General features: G+C 71.8%; 16 protein-coding genes. 13 read left to right on the top strand and 3 right to left on the bottom strand.

Translation table 11 applies throughout. The features are described from left to right. The first annotated feature begins 284 nt into the window (after positions 1-284). The 5 genes from ACIA8F_RS35070 (at position 285) to ACIA8F_RS35050 (ending at position 5,344) form a co-directional block, all read left to right on the top strand. Positions 285-1,451: an ABC transporter substrate-binding protein gene (locus tag ACIA8F_RS35070; RefSeq protein WP_399384986.1), complete on the top strand. Its 1,167-nt coding sequence runs from the start codon at positions 285-287 to the stop codon at positions 1,449-1,451. Continuing rightward, positions 1,451-2,359 (top strand): ABC transporter permease, encoded by a 909-nt coding sequence (locus ACIA8F_RS35065; RefSeq protein WP_399384984.1) that lies wholly within the window; start codon positions 1,451-1,453, stop codon positions 2,357-2,359. The genes ACIA8F_RS35070 and ACIA8F_RS35065 overlap by 1 nt, the downstream gene beginning before the upstream one ends. 344 nt (positions 2,360-2,703) lie before the next feature. Further along, positions 2,704-3,531, top strand: a complete 828-nt coding sequence (locus ACIA8F_RS35060) for an ABC transporter permease (protein WP_399385000.1) — start codon at positions 2,704-2,706, stop codon at positions 3,529-3,531. A 5-nt stretch (positions 3,532-3,536) separates the two neighbouring features. Further along, positions 3,537-4,676, top strand: a complete 1,140-nt coding sequence (locus tag ACIA8F_RS35055) for an ABC transporter ATP-binding protein (RefSeq protein WP_399384982.1) — start codon at positions 3,537-3,539, stop codon at positions 4,674-4,676. Continuing rightward, positions 4,673-5,344 carry an HAD family hydrolase gene (locus ACIA8F_RS35050; RefSeq protein WP_399384980.1) on the top strand — a complete coding sequence of 224 codons (672 nt, stop codon included), beginning with the start codon at positions 4,673-4,675 and terminating at the stop codon, positions 5,342-5,344. The genes ACIA8F_RS35055 and ACIA8F_RS35050 overlap by 4 nt, the downstream gene beginning before the upstream one ends. Before the next feature lie 64 nt (positions 5,345-5,408). Here the strand turns inward: ACIA8F_RS35050 and ACIA8F_RS35045 are convergent, their stop codons facing one another. Continuing rightward, a complete protein-coding gene (locus ACIA8F_RS35045; RefSeq protein ID WP_399384978.1) occupies positions 5,409-5,900 on the bottom strand; it encodes a hypothetical protein in 492 nt (163 codons plus the stop codon). 83 nt (positions 5,901-5,983) lie between these two features. Then, a complete protein-coding gene (locus ACIA8F_RS35040) occupies positions 5,984-6,376 on the bottom strand; it encodes a cupin domain-containing protein (RefSeq protein ID WP_399384976.1) in 393 nt (130 codons plus the stop codon). Between the two features lie 251 nt (positions 6,377-6,627). Here ACIA8F_RS35040 and ACIA8F_RS35035 point away from each other — a divergent pair, with 251 nt between their 5' ends. From ACIA8F_RS35035 to ACIA8F_RS35010, 6 genes are all read left to right on the top strand, one after another. After that, positions 6,628-7,398 (top strand): GntR family transcriptional regulator, encoded by a 771-nt coding sequence (locus ACIA8F_RS35035; protein ID WP_399384975.1) that lies wholly within the window; start codon positions 6,628-6,630, stop codon positions 7,396-7,398. Between the two features lie 130 nt (positions 7,399-7,528). Next, on the top strand, positions 7,529-8,353 hold the full coding sequence (locus ACIA8F_RS35030) for an RES family NAD+ phosphorylase (protein ID WP_399384973.1): 825 nt from the start codon (positions 7,529-7,531) through the stop codon (positions 8,351-8,353). A 23-nt stretch (positions 8,354-8,376) separates the two neighbouring features. Continuing rightward, positions 8,377-8,592 carry a hypothetical protein gene (locus ACIA8F_RS35025; protein WP_399384971.1) on the top strand — a complete coding sequence of 72 codons (216 nt, stop codon included), beginning with the start codon at positions 8,377-8,379 and terminating at the stop codon, positions 8,590-8,592. Positions 8,593-8,737: 145 nt separating this feature from the next. Further along, positions 8,738-9,754, top strand: a complete 1,017-nt coding sequence (locus tag ACIA8F_RS35020) for a L,D-transpeptidase (protein WP_399384969.1) — start codon at positions 8,738-8,740, stop codon at positions 9,752-9,754. A gap of 538 nt (positions 9,755-10,292) precedes the next feature. Beyond that, positions 10,293-10,787, top strand: a complete 495-nt coding sequence (locus ACIA8F_RS35015; protein WP_399384967.1) for a hypothetical protein — start codon at positions 10,293-10,295, stop codon at positions 10,785-10,787. Between the two features lie 878 nt (positions 10,788-11,665). Continuing rightward, positions 11,666-12,484 (top strand): alpha/beta fold hydrolase, encoded by an 819-nt coding sequence (locus tag ACIA8F_RS35010; protein WP_399384965.1) that lies wholly within the window; start codon positions 11,666-11,668, stop codon positions 12,482-12,484. Positions 12,485-12,721: 237 nt separating this feature from the next. Here ACIA8F_RS35010 and ACIA8F_RS35005 read toward each other — a convergent pair whose 3' ends face one another. Further along, positions 12,722-13,300, bottom strand: coding sequence for a hypothetical protein (locus ACIA8F_RS35005; protein WP_399384963.1), 579 nt, complete (start codon positions 13,298-13,300; stop codon positions 12,722-12,724). A 384-nt stretch (positions 13,301-13,684) separates the two neighbouring features. Between ACIA8F_RS35005 and ACIA8F_RS35000 the strand changes: the two genes are divergently transcribed. Together ACIA8F_RS35000 and ACIA8F_RS34995 are read left to right on the top strand one after the other, a co-directional pair. Next, positions 13,685-13,969 carry a hypothetical protein gene (locus ACIA8F_RS35000; RefSeq protein WP_399384961.1) on the top strand — a complete coding sequence of 95 codons (285 nt, stop codon included), beginning with the start codon at positions 13,685-13,687 and terminating at the stop codon, positions 13,967-13,969. A gap of 247 nt (positions 13,970-14,216) precedes the next feature. Continuing rightward, entirely contained in the window at positions 14,217-15,314 is a 1,098-nt protein-coding gene (locus ACIA8F_RS34995; RefSeq protein ID WP_399384998.1) for a methyltransferase domain-containing protein, read from the top strand.

The raw sequence follows: 15,314 nt of genomic DNA, 5'->3' as shown, positions 1-15,314 counted from the left end.
CCGACGCTCCGCGTCGACTCCCTCCTCCGCCTTGCGATGCACGGCACCAGACCCCGCTCCCTGATCCGGCCTGATCGACAAGACACCCCCTAGGCCGCACCCGTCGTGAAGATCATCATGAAGGGGCGTACGTCACGTTCACATCCGGCCATTCCCGGTCTTCGTCGAGACGTGCACCGCGCGACGGCCGCCGTTCACCGGCCGTACAGGGACCCAGGGCGAACTGGAGCCAACTTGTTCAGACAAGTGAACCCCTGCCTTGGACCCAGTCTCCGGGAGAGACCGTGCTCAGTTCCACCGCCCGTCGCGGTACGGCCGCCGTCCTGCTCAGCGCCGCCGTCCTCACCGTGCTCAGCGCGTGCGGCGCCGCACCCGTCGAGAACGCCGCCGGCGCAGACGGCAAGAACAAGACCCAGCCGGGCGCAGCCACCTCCGTCGCCGACTTCGGCGGGCTGGAGGGCCTCGTTGCCGCCGCCGAGAAGGAGGGCGAGCTCAACGTCATCGCGCTGCCCGCCGACTGGGCGAACTACGGCGAGATCCAGAAGGCCTTCGCGGCGAAGTACCCGAAGATCAAGATCAACGCCGAGAACCCCGACGCCTCCAGCGCCGACGAGATAGCCGCCGTCAAGTCCCGCAAGGGCCAGACCCGCGCCCCCGACGTCCTGGACCTCGGCATCGCCTTCGCCCGCAGCGGCGCCGCCGAGAACCTCTTCGCCCCGTACAAGGTCACCGCCTGGGACCAGATCCCCGCCGCCCAGAAGGACGCGGACGCCCGCTGGTACAACGACTACGGCGGCTACGTCTCCATCGGCTGCGACGCCGCCCGGATCCCGAACTGCCCGCAGTCCTTCGCCGACCTGGCCAAGCCCGAGTACAAGGGCAAGGTCGCCCTCAACGGCAACCCGACCAAGTCCGGCTCCGCCTTCGGCGGCGTCTACGCGGCGGCCCTCGCCAACAAGGGCTCCTTCGCGGACGTCCAGCCCGGCATCGACTTCTTCGGCCGGCTGAAGAAGAGCGGGAACTTCATCCCCGTCGAGTCCACCCCGGCCACCGTCGAGAAGGGCGAGACCCCCATCTCGATCGACTGGGACTACCTGAACGCCGGCTACGCCGAGCAGTTCAAGGGCAAGGGCGTCGACTGGAAGGTGGCCATCCCCACCGACGGCGTCTACGCCCAGTACTACTCGCAGGCCATCAACAAGGACGCCCCCCACCCGGCGGCCTCCCGCCTGTGGATGGAGTTCCTGTACAGCACCGAGGGCCAGAACCTGTGGCTGAAGGGCTTCGCCCGTCCCGTGCTGCTGCCCGCCATGACCCAGGCCGGCACCGTCGACAAGGAAGCCGTCACCAAGCTTCCGCAGGTCCAGGGCACCCCGACCTTCCCGGCCTCCACCGAGCTGGACAAGGCCAAGGCCACCCTCGCCGAGAAGTGGGACAAGGCCCTCAGCTGATGTCCGCCTCCACCACCACCCCCCTCCCGACGGGGACCGCCGGCGGCCTTGCCACCCGCCGCCGGCGGCGCGGCCCGCGCACCTGGCTCGCCGCCCTCCCCCTCCTCGTCTTCACCGGGCTCTGCTTCGGGGTCCCGCTGGGCGCCATCGCCTTCGGCGCGGTCACCCGTACGGACCCGGTCAGCGGCGCCACCGAAGCCACCGGCGAGCACCTGGCCCGCTCCCTCCAGGGGCCTTACCTCGGCTCCCTCATCGGCAGCGTCCAGCTCTCCGGCCTCACCGCACTCGTGGCCGGGGTGCTCGGCGTCCTCATCGCACAGGCCGTCGTCACCTCGCCCTCCCGCGCCCTGCGCGGAGCGACGCTGACCGCCTCGGGCGTCCTCGCCAACTTCGGCGGGGTGCCGCTCGCCTTCGCGTTCATCGCCACCGTCGGGATCTCCGGCGTGGTCACCCAGCTCGCCGACCTGACCGGCCTCGGCTGGAACCTCTACTCCTTCACCGGCCTCACCGTGGTCTACCTCTACTTCCTGACCCCGCTCATGGTGCTGGTGACCGTTCCCGCGCTGGACGGACTGCGCCCGCAGTGGCGCGAGGCCGCCCAGAACAACGGGGCGAGCGGATGGCAGTTCTGGCGCCACGTCGGCCTGCCCGTCCTCGCACCCTCCCTGCTCGGCGGATTCGTGCTGCTCTTCGGCACGGCCTTCGCCGCGCACGCCACGGCCGCCGCGCTCGTCGGCGGCTCCGTCCCGCTGGTCACGCTCAAGATCGCGGACGCCCTGTCCGGGAACGTGCTGACCGGCCAGGAGAACGTGGCCCTGGCCCTCGGCCTCGACATGATCGTGATCGCCGGCCTGGTCATGGCGGTCTACCTGCCCCTCCAGCGACGGAGCGCCCGATGGCTGCGATGACCCCGACGCCCGCCCCGAACGGCCGGCCCGTCCCGAGCGGCGATGCCGTCCCGAGCGGTGAGTCCGTCCCGAGCGCCGAGTCCGTCCCGACGGGCCAGGCTGCCCCGACCGGCGAGGCCGTCTCGACCGGCGAGGCCGTCCCGGTGGCCGCTCCTGCCGATGCGCCCGCTCCTGCCGTTGCGTCCGATCCGGCCGTTACGTCCGCGCCTGCCGCGCCTGCGGCTCCGCCCGCCGCGAGCCCGGACGGGCAGCCCGACCGGCAGGAAACCCCGGCCGGCACCCGGTCCCGTACCGCCGGACGCCGTTCCGGCCCCCGGTTCCGGCCCCGCGTGTGGCGCGGAGCCGTGCTCGCGCTCGCCGGCGCGTACTTCCTCCTCCCGCTCCTCGCCTCCTTCGTGTTCACGGTGCACGTCCCCGGCCAGGGCATCAGCTTCGAGGCGTACACCGAGCTGCTCGGTGCCGAAGGGTTCACCCGGAGCCTGCTGCTCTCGCTCGGCCTCGCCGCCGCGACCATCACCGCGTCGCTGCTCCTCGCGGTGCCCGCGCTGGTCGCCGTACGCATCGGCTCGCCGCGGCTGCGCCCGGTCGTGGAGGTCATGTGCATGATGCCGCTGGTGGTGCCGCCGATCGCGCTGGTCACCGGCATCAGCACGGTGCTGCGCTGGGGTCCCGAACACCTCTCCAGGACCCCGCTCTACCAGACCTTCCTCGCCGTGCAGAACCCGGACTTCCCCCTCGTCCTGGTCCTCGCCTACACCGTGCTCGCACTGCCCTTCGTCTACCGCTCCCTCGACGCGGGCCTGCGTGCCGTCGACGTGCCGACCCTGGTCGAAGCCGCCCGCAGCTGTGGCGCGAGCTGGCCCTACGTGGTCCTGCGCGTGATCCTGCCGAACCTGCGGACCGCCCTCGCCGGAGCCGCCTTCCTCACGCTGGCCCTGGTCCTCGGCGAGTTCACCATCGCCTCGCTGCTCGGCTTCCAGCCCTTCGCCGTGTGGATCGTGTCGATATCCGGCGCGCACGCCCGGATGTCGGTGGCCGTCTCCGTCCTCAGCCTGCTCATCACCTGGTTGTTGCTGCTCCTCCTCTCCCGGGCGGGCACCACCCCCGCTACCGTGTCTCCCGGGACCACGCGTCACTCCCGTACCTCCCGCACCTCCGGCAAGGAGTCCTGACCCGCATGTCCCTCACCCTTCCCGAGGCCAGGAAGTCCGCGGAAGGCGAACCGTCCCGCGGCGGAGCGCGCGTCGAATTCCGCGGCCTGCGCCGTGCGTTCGGCTCCACCGTCGCCCTCGACGGACTCGACCTGACCATCGAGCCCGGCGAACTCGTCGCCCTGCTCGGCCCGTCGGGCTGCGGAAAGACCACCGCGCTGCGCGTCGTCGCCGGCTTCGAACAGCCCGACTCCGGCGAAGTCCTCCTCGACGGACAGGACATCACGCGGATCCCGGCCAACCGCCGCGACGCCGGCATGGTGTTCCAGTCGTACAGCCTCTTCCCGAACCTCAGCGCCCGCGACAACGTGGCCTTCGGCCTGCGCGTCCGCAAGGTCGGCGCGGCCGCCCGCCGCGAGCGAGCCGCCGAACTCCTCGACCTGGTCGGCCTGCCCGACCACGGGGACCGCTACCCGCACCAGATGTCGGGCGGACAGCAGCAGCGCGTCGCGCTCGCCCGTGCCCTCGCCCTGCGCCCCCGCGTCCTGCTCCTGGACGAACCGCTCTCCGCGCTCGACGCGAAGGTGCGGGCCGGACTGCGCGAAGAGATCCGCCGGCTCCAGCTCTCCCTCGGCATCACCACCGTGTTCGTCACGCACGACCAGGAGGAGGCCCTGTCGATGGCCGACCGGGTCGCCGTGCTGAACGCGGGCCGCCTGGAGCAGTGCGCCGCCCCGGCCGAGCTGTACGAGCGGCCCGCGACCCCGTTCGTCGCCGAGTTCGTGGGCACCATGAACCGGCTCCCCGGACGGCTGTCCGGCTCCGGGACGGTGGAAGTGGCCGGCTCCCGGCTGCCGGTGGACGGCCCGGTGCCCTCGGTCTCCGGCGTCGAGGTCCTCGTACGCCCCGAGAACATCACCGTGACGGCGGACGCGCAGGGCGCGGCCACCGTCGTATCGGCCTCGTTCTTCGGCTCGGTGACCCGGCTTCACCTGGACCTGCCCGACGGCATCCGGATCAAGGCCGACCTGCCCTCGCGCGACGCCGGGGCCCTGGTTCCGGGCGCGCGGGCCGCCGTGCGACTGGCCGAACGGCCCGTCCTCGTCGTCGCCGCCGAGACCGCCTCGACCCCACCGTCAACCGCAGCCTCAGGGGATGCCCAATGACCGGACTCGCCGCCGTCCTCTTCGACATGGACGGCACCCTCGTCGACACCGAGGTCCTGTGGTGGCAGACCACCGTGGAGATCGCCGCCGGCCTGGGGTACGCACTGACCGACGCCGACGCACCCGAGGTGGTCGGCCGGGCGGTGGAGGACACCGCCGCGCACCTCGTACGGGTCGCCCGTACGGGAGACGCGCAGGAGGTGGCGCGGGCCCTGACCGACAGCTTCTTCGGCCGGGTCGAGGAGGGCGCGCCGATGCGGCCCGGCGCGCAGCGGCTGCTGACCGCCCTGGAGGCGGAAGGCCTGCCGTTCGCTCTGGTCAGCGCCTCGCCGCGGGTGGTCGTGGACTCGGTGGTGGGCGGCTCGCTGGCCCACGTTCCCTTCGCCTTCACCCTGTCCGCCGACGACACGTCCCTGACGAAGCCGCACCCGGATCCCTACCGGGCCGCCGCCGCGCGCCTGGGCGCCGAGCCGCGCAGCTGCGTGGCGGTCGAGGACTCCCCGGACGGCGCGGCCTCGGCGGAGGCGGCCGGCTGCGCCGTCCTGGTGGTCCCGTCCCTGCTGGAGGTCCCCGCCTCGCCGGTACGCACCTTCGCGCCCTCCCTCTCCGAGGTCACCCCGGCCACCCTGCGGGCCTGCTTGGCCGCACCGCTGGGAAGCCGGGCCTGACCGGCGACGGGCGACCGGCGACGGGCTGCTGACCGGCTCACCGGCACGACCCGGAAGAGGTGGCCTAAACCGCCAGGTCCAGCAGGCTCAGGATGCCCTCCGCGTAGGCGGCCGACTCGGAGCCAGGGCACCGGGTCGCCGCATCGCGCAGCCCGGGCGCGCAGGCGCGGATGTGCGCGGCGCACTGGCCGTACAGGCCGGCCTCGTGCGAGGAGCCGTCGTCCTCGGCGCCGAGGAGGCGCAGCAGGGCCCACAGCAGGCCTTCGCGCGAGGACTGCCGCGGCGGTCCGGCGGCCCAGACGGCCATCAGGACCGCGCACACCGCCGGGGCGGGCGGCCGTAGCACACCGGCGTGGAAGGCGTGGCCCTCCAAGGCGCGGAACGCGGCGGGGTGTCCCTCGGCCGCGTCCCACAGGGTGTCCGCGAGATGACCGAGATGACCTGCCGGCCGGCCGCAGCCGCATTCGATGGAGTCCCAGTCGTGCCGGGCGATCTCCCGGGCCACTGCGTCGGGCACCAGCGGGCTGGTGCGGGGCTGCTTATCCGTCGTTCTCACGGGAGAAGTATGGGATCAGGCCGGTGGCCAGTCCATACCGGCCCACCCGCAGGGAGCCGGGCGAGCCGGAGGGAGCCGGGGGATCAGCCGTCGTGTCCCTGACAGCCGCAGCCCTTCGCCGCGGCCCGCGGCAGCCCCTCGGTGAACTCGCTCTGCGAGAACACCGCCAGGACCGTCGCCGGCTCCGTGCCCTGGTTGACCAGGGTGATCTCCTTGCCGGCCGGCAGCATCGCGAAGCTGCCCGCCGTCACGGTCTTGGCGCCGCACCCGCACAAGGCCTCCACCGTTCCGGTGACGCCCGTGAGCAGCAGCTCCGAGGTCCCGTGCGCGTGGGCCGGGATCGTCGCACCGGCCGGCACCTGGATCCGGACCGCGGCGAGCGCGCGGAACGGACCGCCCGCCGGGTCGAGGCGCAGCGCCGGGCCGCCGGTGGCGGTGTCGGGGTCAGGGGCGGTGTCGATGGTCATGCCGAACATGGGTGGTTCCTCTGCACGTTGGTGCGCGGTACCCGCCGCACGGGCCGGGCCACGGCCACCGGTCCTTCCGGTCACGCTTCGAATTTAGACGACAGTCATCGTCTCAATACCGGGCGGAACGTCCCGACCTCCCGGGCCCTTCGCCCCGCCCGGGCCGTGACAGGCCGACCCCGTGAAGGCCCATGCCGTGACGGGCCGCTCCCGTGACGGGCCGCTCCCGTGACAGGCCGCTCCCGTGACAGGCTGACCCCGTGAACGAGGCCCCGCGCGAACCAGCACCCAGGACACCGCTCTACCTCAAGGTCGCCGGAGACCTGCGGACCGCCATCACCGCGGGCGAGTACGGATCCGGCGCGCGGCTCCCCGCCGAGGACGAACTCGCCCGCCGCTACGGAGTCTCCCGGGGTACGGTGCGCCAGGCCCTCGCCGCCCTGCGGACCGATGGGCTGATCACCTCGCGGCGCGGCACCCGCCGGGTCGTCCTCGGCGGAGGCGCGGGGGAGGCCGGCAGGGTCGCGGAACTCCGCAGCTTCACCCGGTGGGCCCGCTCCCTCGGCGAGGACCCCGGGGGCCGGACCGTCACCGTGGACCGGGGCGAGGCCGGCACCGAGGAGGCGGAACAGCTGCGCATCGCCGCGGGCGCCCCGGTGTACCGCGTGCTGCGCCTGCGCACGCTGTCCGGCGCCCCGGTGATGGTGGAACGTACGACGTACCCGGAGCCGGTCGGCGTCCTGGTCGCCGCCATGCCACCGGACACGGTCTCGTACTCCGAGCAACTCGCTAGGCACGGGGTCCTGTTCGCCGATGCCCACCACACCATCGACATCGCGGCGGCCGACGCGGACGACGCCCGCCTGCTGGGCTGCCCGCAGGGCGAGGCCCTGCTCCGCGAGCGACGCCGCTCCACCGACCCGGCGGGAACCCCGCTGGAGTGGTCCCAGGACCGCTACCTCCCGGGAACGGTGGCCTTCACCGTCCACACCACCGCCGCCGGCGCCCTGGGCCGCCTGCTGACCCCCTGATCAGGACGGACCGTGCGGGGCCGCCGCCCCTCGACGACCGCGCACGCGGTAGAAGACGTGTGCCGGGGCGCTGTTGAGCACCGGGTGACGCGAGCCGTAGGGGGACCGGGCGCAGCCTGCCCTGTGGCAGTTGCGGAAGGCACCGGCGCAGGGTGCGAGCGACGCCGTTCACGCCATGTGGACCAGCTTCCGCCGGCAGCTCGATCACGAACGCCGGTTCACCCTGTTCGCCGGGCCCGACCGGCACGGCAATCCGTCGCTCGTCCCCATGCTGGAGGCGGTGTCCGCGGTGGTCGACCGCCTCGGCCTCGTCCGTACGCTGCCCGCCGGACATCAGGTATGGCGGGGCCGGATGCGCGAGAACGACACCGCACCGGGCTACCGTGCGGCCGGCATCGGATCGACGCCTCCCGCACGGGCCACCGCCAATCGGATGAGCCCCGTAGGCGTCTCGATGTTCTACGGATCCGCGGACGTGGCCACCGTCCTCGCCGAAATATCGGCGCACGATCCCCGGCCCTACGCGGCCGTCGCGGCGTTCGAGCTGATCCGTCCGCTCTCGGTGGTCGACCTGGCCGCCGTACCTGCCGTGCCGAGCCTGTTCGACCCCGACCGGAGATCCCTGACCGGTCCGATCGAGTTCGTCCGGTCGTTCTCGGAGGACCTGAGCCGGCCTGTAGTCCGGGACGGACACGAGCACCTCGCCTACGTCCCCACCCAGGTGCTGACCGAATACTTCCGCTGCCTCTCACCCCTCACCGTGGACGGAATCACCTTCCGCTCCGCCCACAACGGCGGCACCAACTACGTGCTGTTCACCGGCCCCCAAGGATGCGTCGACCCCGGCGCCGAAACCCCGCAGGCCATGCTCCGCCTTCGGCCGGGCAGCGAACGAGTCGTCGCCCGCCGGAATGCCGGCTCGGGCAGGCCACCTGGGGGCGGGCAGCGCTGCTGACAGCATCGCCAGGGCCAGGGTCGGTGGCTCTGCTGAGCCCGGGGAAGGACGGTCTCTTCACGCCCGCAGATCCCGGGTCGGTGATGAGTGCCCCGGCCGCCTGGACGGGCATCGACACGCGCCTGAAGGCCGCTCGCGCTGCGTACATCAACGGTCCGGCCGAGACGGGCGACGGCGCGGCGGGGCCGTCCAGCCCTGAAGCCGTGAAGCATTGGCTGCTCATCCTGCTCCTGCCGTGAGCTGTCGACCTGGTCGCTCCGTGACGACACGGGCCTGTGGTTTGTCACACAACGGTCATCAACAGACAAGAACCGGCCGTCTGCGGGCAGCCGTCCTCACAGCTGTTGGAACCCTTTCGCCCTTTCCAGAGAAGAGCCGTCCACCATGATGCGTGTTCGCCCCCAGACGACCCCGGCAGCTTCCGCCCGGGGCCGTGGCCGCCCCGCGGCCCCGCTGTTCGCCGCCGTCACCGGGCTGTTGCTCCTCACGGCCTGCGGTTCCGGCGGGGACACGGATCGGGCGGACGACTCGAAGGTGTCCGCCGACGTGGCGGGCGTGCACGCCGCGGCCTCGCAGGCGGCCGTTCCGCCGAAGGTGACCACCGGGGCCGTACTGGACTTCGACCTCATTCCGGCGGCGGGCAAGACGGTGGGCACCGGTCAGCCGGTGTCGTTGGAGTTCGAGAAGCCGGTGAAGGACAAGGCCGCCGTCGAGAAGGCGTTGACGGTCACCGCGTCGACCCCGACCGAGGGCTCCTGGGGCTGGGTGACCACCCCCTCGGGCCACGACCGCCTGGACTGGCGCCCCAAGGACCCCTGGAAGCCCGGCACCGACGTCACGGTCAAGGGCACGCTCACCACGGTCGACCCCGGCGGCGCACACTTCGACCGCGACCTGGAACGCACGTTCAAGATCGGCCGAGACCAGCAGCTGACCGCCGACCTCGACACCCACCGGCTCATCGTCGAACGCGACGGCAAGGTGGTGAAGTCCATCCCGATGTCCGGCGGACAGCCCGTCAAGGGCCGCCAGTCCCGACTGGGCACCTACGCCCTCAAGTCCCGGGAACCCAAGGTGCACATGACCTCCGCGTCCGTGGGCGGCCCGGTGGACTACGACGTGACCGTCAACTGGGGCATGCGCGTCACCGACACCGGCGCCTACATCCACGAAGGGGTCCCCGAGGCACAGAAGTACGTCGGCAACACCAACCACAGCGCCGGCTGCATCGGCATGACCCCCGCCGACTCGAAGTGGCTCTTCGACAACACCATCCTCGGCGACCTCCTCACGATCAAGGGCCAGGAAGCCATCAAGAACGCCGACGGCCCCGGCAACGGATACGCCGACTGGAGCATCACCTACGAAGACTGGAAGAAACTGAGCAAGACCACCTCCTAACCCCCGCCCGGCTGCCATCCGACACCGCCCCACCCCTTCGCCCTCACGACCCCATCCGCTTAGCCGCCACCGAGCGGGCCGGCCATCCCGCCCTCCGGCCCGCAGGCGGACTCGCCGACAAGCGCGTCCCCGCCCCAACCGGGCGGCGTCCGATCCCAGCGCCCGTGCCGGGTCGGTCGCCGCCTGGGACGAATCGCCGGCCGACGGCGCGGCAGCGGAACGTCGTTCGGCCTGCTATCACGGGGCTGAGTACCCCACCCTCGTATAGATCCCGAGGGGGCCCATGAGCGAGCAACAGCAGCCATCGAGAGCGGAGGCTGTAGGAGGGACGAGATCGTCGAGGCCGAGGTGGTTGCGCGGAGGGCAAGCTGCTGCCCGTCCCCACAGCCCACCCGTCGCACCGTCCTCACCCTCTGATCGACCAGTATCCGGAGGCACGGCGCACCGCCTACGCGACAAGTCCGGGCCCGCCAACACGAGCCGCAACTACACCAGCCGGCGCCTGAAGTTCGCGGAGTAGTACGAGGAGGTGGGCCGGGTGGCGCGGCCCTGCACGACGGCCAGCTACGTGGAGCGGGTCGCGGGCCCGATCGCCCGCGAGATGGCGCCGAACACCATCCGTCCGTACATGTCGGGCGTCCGCATGTGGATGCCCGAGGATCGCCGCCCCGGGATGGCCAAAGCGCGGGGCATGCTGGCGGAGCACCGCAAGGAGTGGGGCAAGCGGAACAGGGTCCGCAAGGCCGCGGCCACCACCGAGCCAATGCTGCACGTCATGGTCGACACCTGCGACTCCCCGTCACCCGCCGGGCTACGGGACCGCTGCGTAGTCCTGGTGGGCCGGAGCGCCCTGAACCGCCGCATCGAACTGGCCGACCTCGACACCGACGACATCGAGGTCGAAGACGACGGAGTCGACCTCGGATCGCCCACTCGAAGACCAGCCGGGAGGGAAGGGGCGAGAGCACCTTCATCCTGGCCGCCCCCTCATCTCCCCGCTACGCCCCGGTCGCAGCCCTACGGGACTGGCTGAACTGACTGCACCGCACGGGCGTCCATGAGGACCCCCTGCTGCGCGCCCTCACCTCCAAGGGCCGGCTCCAGAACCACTCAGCGGCTACCGCCCGCGGCGACTACGTCACAGGCGACGCCCTCAACGACTGGATCCGCCACCGCGCCTGCCTGGCCTGCCTCCCCGCCTGGCACCTGGTCACCTCTCACGACCTACGCCACAGCAGAGCCGAGCAGATCGCCGCCGCCGGCGCCTACCCGAGGAAGCAAGGCCACTGGAAACCGGGCTCGGCCACGCTAAAGCACGAGTGCCTCGACCGCGCCCAGTCCCGGGCCCATAACCCTTGGCACCCGGTCCGGGCCGCAGGAGCCGGCTCGGACCGAAAGAAGTTCGTCCCCTCGGCCCCTGAGCCACCCCTCCAGAGCCCTAGCTAGAAGGCCTCCGGAGACGAGTCCGTCATAGGCGGCTTATTTCCCCTTCGGCCACAAGGTGCCCTTCGACCACAGCGGCGAAGCACGACTCGATCTCGTCCAGATCCGGCTGATCACCACCGCTCATGGATTCACCCTACGCAGCACGTCACCCGGGGGCGGGATGAACCAGTGTCCGTCGGCTGGTCTGCCCACGACACCGACTGCTCCCCGCGAACAAGGGGATGCCCCGCCTCTGTCCTTCTCGGCGCGCAGCAGACCGCGCGGCTGTGCGGCAACTGATACGGGGTCACCCGCCCGGCGGTCCTGAGGGGAAGGGCGGCCCGAGAATGGGCGGCTTTCGTCGCGTTCTCAGGCGTACGGTCGCGGCATGATTCCGGCAGGCCGTTGATGGAGGAGGGTGCAGTGGGAGGGCAGGGGCAGGGGCAGGGTCGGGAGCAATGGACACGGTCGGGTGTCAGGCTGCGCTTGGCGCGCTCCGGCACCGGGCGGTGGAACTGGCTGTTCGTCCCCGGCGGACCGGGGCTGGGCTCGCAGTCGCTGGAGAGCCTGGTGGAGGTGGTTCGGGTTCCTGGATCGGCCTGGCTGGTGGACCTGCCCGGTGACGGATCGAACCGCACTCTGCCCAACCGTGCCACCGATCCCTTCGCCGGGTGGCCGGATGTCCTGGTCGAGGCCGCGCAGGCCCTGGACGACGTGGTCATGGTCGGGCATTCGACCGGAGCCATGTTCATGCTCTCGGTCCCCGAGCTCGAAGCACACCTCGCGGGCATGGCCCTGGTCAGCAGTGCTCCGCATGCCGGCTGGCAGGCCGCGTTCGCCCACTATGCCCACGACCATCCGCTCCCCGCGGTCGACGCCGCTGCCCAGCGGTACGCCGCATGTCCCGACGACCGGAGCCTTCGGGACCTGACGCTGGCCGCCGCGCCCTGGAACTTCACCGAGCGGGGCCTGGCCCGGGGCCGCGCCCTCTTGGAGGGCCTGGCCTACAACCACGACGCGGTGGTGTGGGCCGATGCCCATTTCGACGACACCTACCGGGCGCGCTGGAGTCCGCACACCCTTGAGACCCTGGTCGTCAGCGGGGCCCAGGACCGTGTGGTCGCGCAGCACCTGTGGCAGGAGGACCCCGCCTTCACCCGCCCGAACATCCTGCACCGCCGTATCGAAGGTGCCGCCCACTTCCCCTGGATCGAGAGCCCGGAGGCGGTCCGCGCAGCCTTCGCCGACCTGACCGACCGACTGAACGCCCCGGCCACGCAGGAGACCGCTCCTGGTGGACGGTGAGAGCCCGACCGTCTCGGGAGCGCCGCCGGACCGGTCAGGGGCCGGGGCGGATGCCCTCGGGCCGTACTTCATGCTGCCCGCCGGCTACGGTGCGGACGTCCGGATCTCCGCGCGGAGCCTGGTTCCTCCGTCGAGGTTCGCGGGGGTCCCGGCTCAGGATCCTGCGCCGGCCGAAGCCGGCGGAGGAAGCTGACACGGTCGAGGCTCGCGGCTCCCGCGCATGCGGGGATGCGCGGCCTACGCCGCAGAGCCTCCAGCCCGTCCGCGCCGGGGGGCCGTGTCCAGGACGGCCCACATCCGGCGGCCGTCGTCCCCGGTGTCCGTGCCGGCGGAGTCGACGGTGCGCAGCGCCGCGACGGCGGCCAGCACGGTGTCGTCCGTGGCCGCGGCGGTGTGGCTGAGGACGGCGACGAGCAGCTTGTGGTCCTGGTCGCCGAGGTGGATGCTGAGGCGCTTGCCGCCGTCGGTGGCGGCCGCCGTGACGAGGGTGCGTACCGCGCTGTCGAGGTCGGCTTCGTCCAGGGCCGAATACCCCCATCCGCGGGCGATGTCGAGGACCTGGCGGACCGCCTTGCCCGGGGCCCACTGGTCCGCGCGGAGCGCGATGGCAGCCGTGCGCCGGTTGCGTACGACCATGCGCGGGCGCCGTACCGCGATCTCCGACGTCGACTCGGACTTCGTCGCGGGCTGGGGCCGTGGTGCCTCGGCCGGTTTCTTCTGGGGCGGCGGCGTCTTCGGCGGGTAGGTCGGCGGCAGTTTGGGCCCCTTGGCCTCGGGACTGGTCAACTCGGCCTCCTCGTACGCGGGGTGCTCCATCTTGGCAGGGTCTCAGGGTCCTTCCACCCCCGAGGGCGAATCATCCGGCGACGCATCCTCCGGCTCTGTGCGGGAGCCAGGGACTCATCGGTCGGCCGGTTGCGTTCGGTTGCCTGTCCCGGGTCCTCGACCTCTCGGGGCAGAACGCGGATTGACGGACTCTGGTTTGCAAGTGATAGTTGCCCGGCCGGAAAGGGGTCCGGTTGCACAGCTAGGGGCGGGACAGAACGGCCCTGCGGGGACGTAAACGAAAACAACCAGTTCAATCGGGATCGCGGTGACACTCGACCGGTAGGTGAACCGGCGTCTGACGATGCTGCGGTATCCGGCCGTACGGAGTTACGGATTGCGGATGCGAACGGCATGAGCCTCGATGCTGCGGCAATGGCGAACGCGCCGGCGGCGAACGTACCGGCGCCGAACGTACCGGCAGGGGACGTCCTCGAGGGCGCCCGCGCCCGGAGCCGGGCGCTGCTCGCCGGAAGCCGTTTGGGTGAGGCCCGGCAGGTGGCGCTGACCGCACTGGACACGTACGGGCCCGACGCCGAGCTGTCCCTGGTGCTCGCCCTCGCGTATGCGGCCGAGGACGACGACGAGGACGACCGGGTGTACCGGGAAGCCCTGGTTGTCGCTGACGGGAGGGTATTTGGTGGCTCAGGCGTCCAGTGAGCCCGGGGTGTTCGCAGTCCGTTGAGAGAACTTTGCTGCGGATCACGTCTGGTGCGGCCTGGTCGGCCTGTCAGCCCGCCTTGGTACGCCGGCGGGTACTCGCGGCCGGTTGCGGTAACCCGTCCGGTGTCCGTGCGGCCGTGGCTACGGCTGGTCGGCTGGTCGGCTCTTGCGGGTCTTGAGGGCGGCTCTTGACCCTCACGTGACGTCAGGCCGCATAGTCGGTGCCGTGGAGGATCACTGGACCGTGGGGCGCGTGGCCGGGCTGGCCGGGGTGAGCGTCCGCACGCTGCATCACTACGACGAGATCGGGCTCGTGCGTCCGTCGGCGCGGACCGCGGGTGGGTACCGGGCCTACTCGGCGGGTGACGTCGAGCGGCTGAGGGAAGTGCTGGCCTACCGGCGGCTGGGCTTCGGGTTGCGGGAAGTTGCGGAACTGGTCGGCGACTCGTCCACCGACGCGGTCGCGCACCTGCGCCGGCTGCGTGGCCTGCTGCTGGAGCGGCGTGATCGTGCTGACGCCATGGTGGCGGCCATTGACAGGGAACTCGAGGTACGGGCGAGGGGGCTGAAGGTGACACCGGAGGAGCAACTGGGGATGCTCGGTGCACGGCTGTACGACGCGATCGGCGGCGCTTACACGGCGACGCGGCGTACTGAGCCGCGGATCGCAGCTCAGATCTTGGACGCGCTCGGGGAGGCGCGGACGGTGCTGAACGTCGGGGCCGGCACCGGCTCCTACGAGCCGGCTGATCGTGAGGTGACGGCAGTGGAGCCGTCGGAGGTCATGCGGCGTCAGCGGCCTGCCGGCTCGGCGCCGTGCGTGGCCGCCGCCGCGGAGAGCCTGCCGTTCGAGGACCACTCCTTCGACGTCGCGATGGCCGTCTCCACTGTTCATCACTGGGGGGACCCGATAGCGGGGCTGCGCGAGATGCGGCGCGTGGCCCGCCGCGTGGTGGTGCTGACGTTCGACACTGACGAGCCCGGATGGCAGGACCGGTTCTGGCTTACCCGGGACTACCTGCCCGAGTTCGCCACCGTCCTCGCCGAATTTCCCTCACTTGCGGGGATGGCCGACGCGATCGGCGCCCGCGCCGAGCCGGTGCCCATCCCGTGGGACTGCGCTGACGGCCTGTTCGAGGCGTACTGGCGCAGACCGGGGGCGTATCTGGAGGAACACGTCCGCCGTGCGATGTCGGTGTGGACGAGGGTCGGACCGGATGCCGAGCAGCGGGCGGTGCGAAGCCTCCGCGACGACCTCGACTCCGGCCGGTGGGCCGAGCGCAACCGTGACCTCGCCCACCTCGACACGGCAGACCTCGGCCTCCGCCTGCTCGTAGTTTGA

The organism is Streptomyces sp. NPDC051563 (assembly GCF_044454225.1).
Lineage (GTDB): Bacteria > Actinomycetota > Actinomycetes > Streptomycetales > Streptomycetaceae > Streptomyces.
Note: the sequence above shows the minus strand (reverse complement) of the source record. Positions and strands in the feature narration are given on the sequence as shown.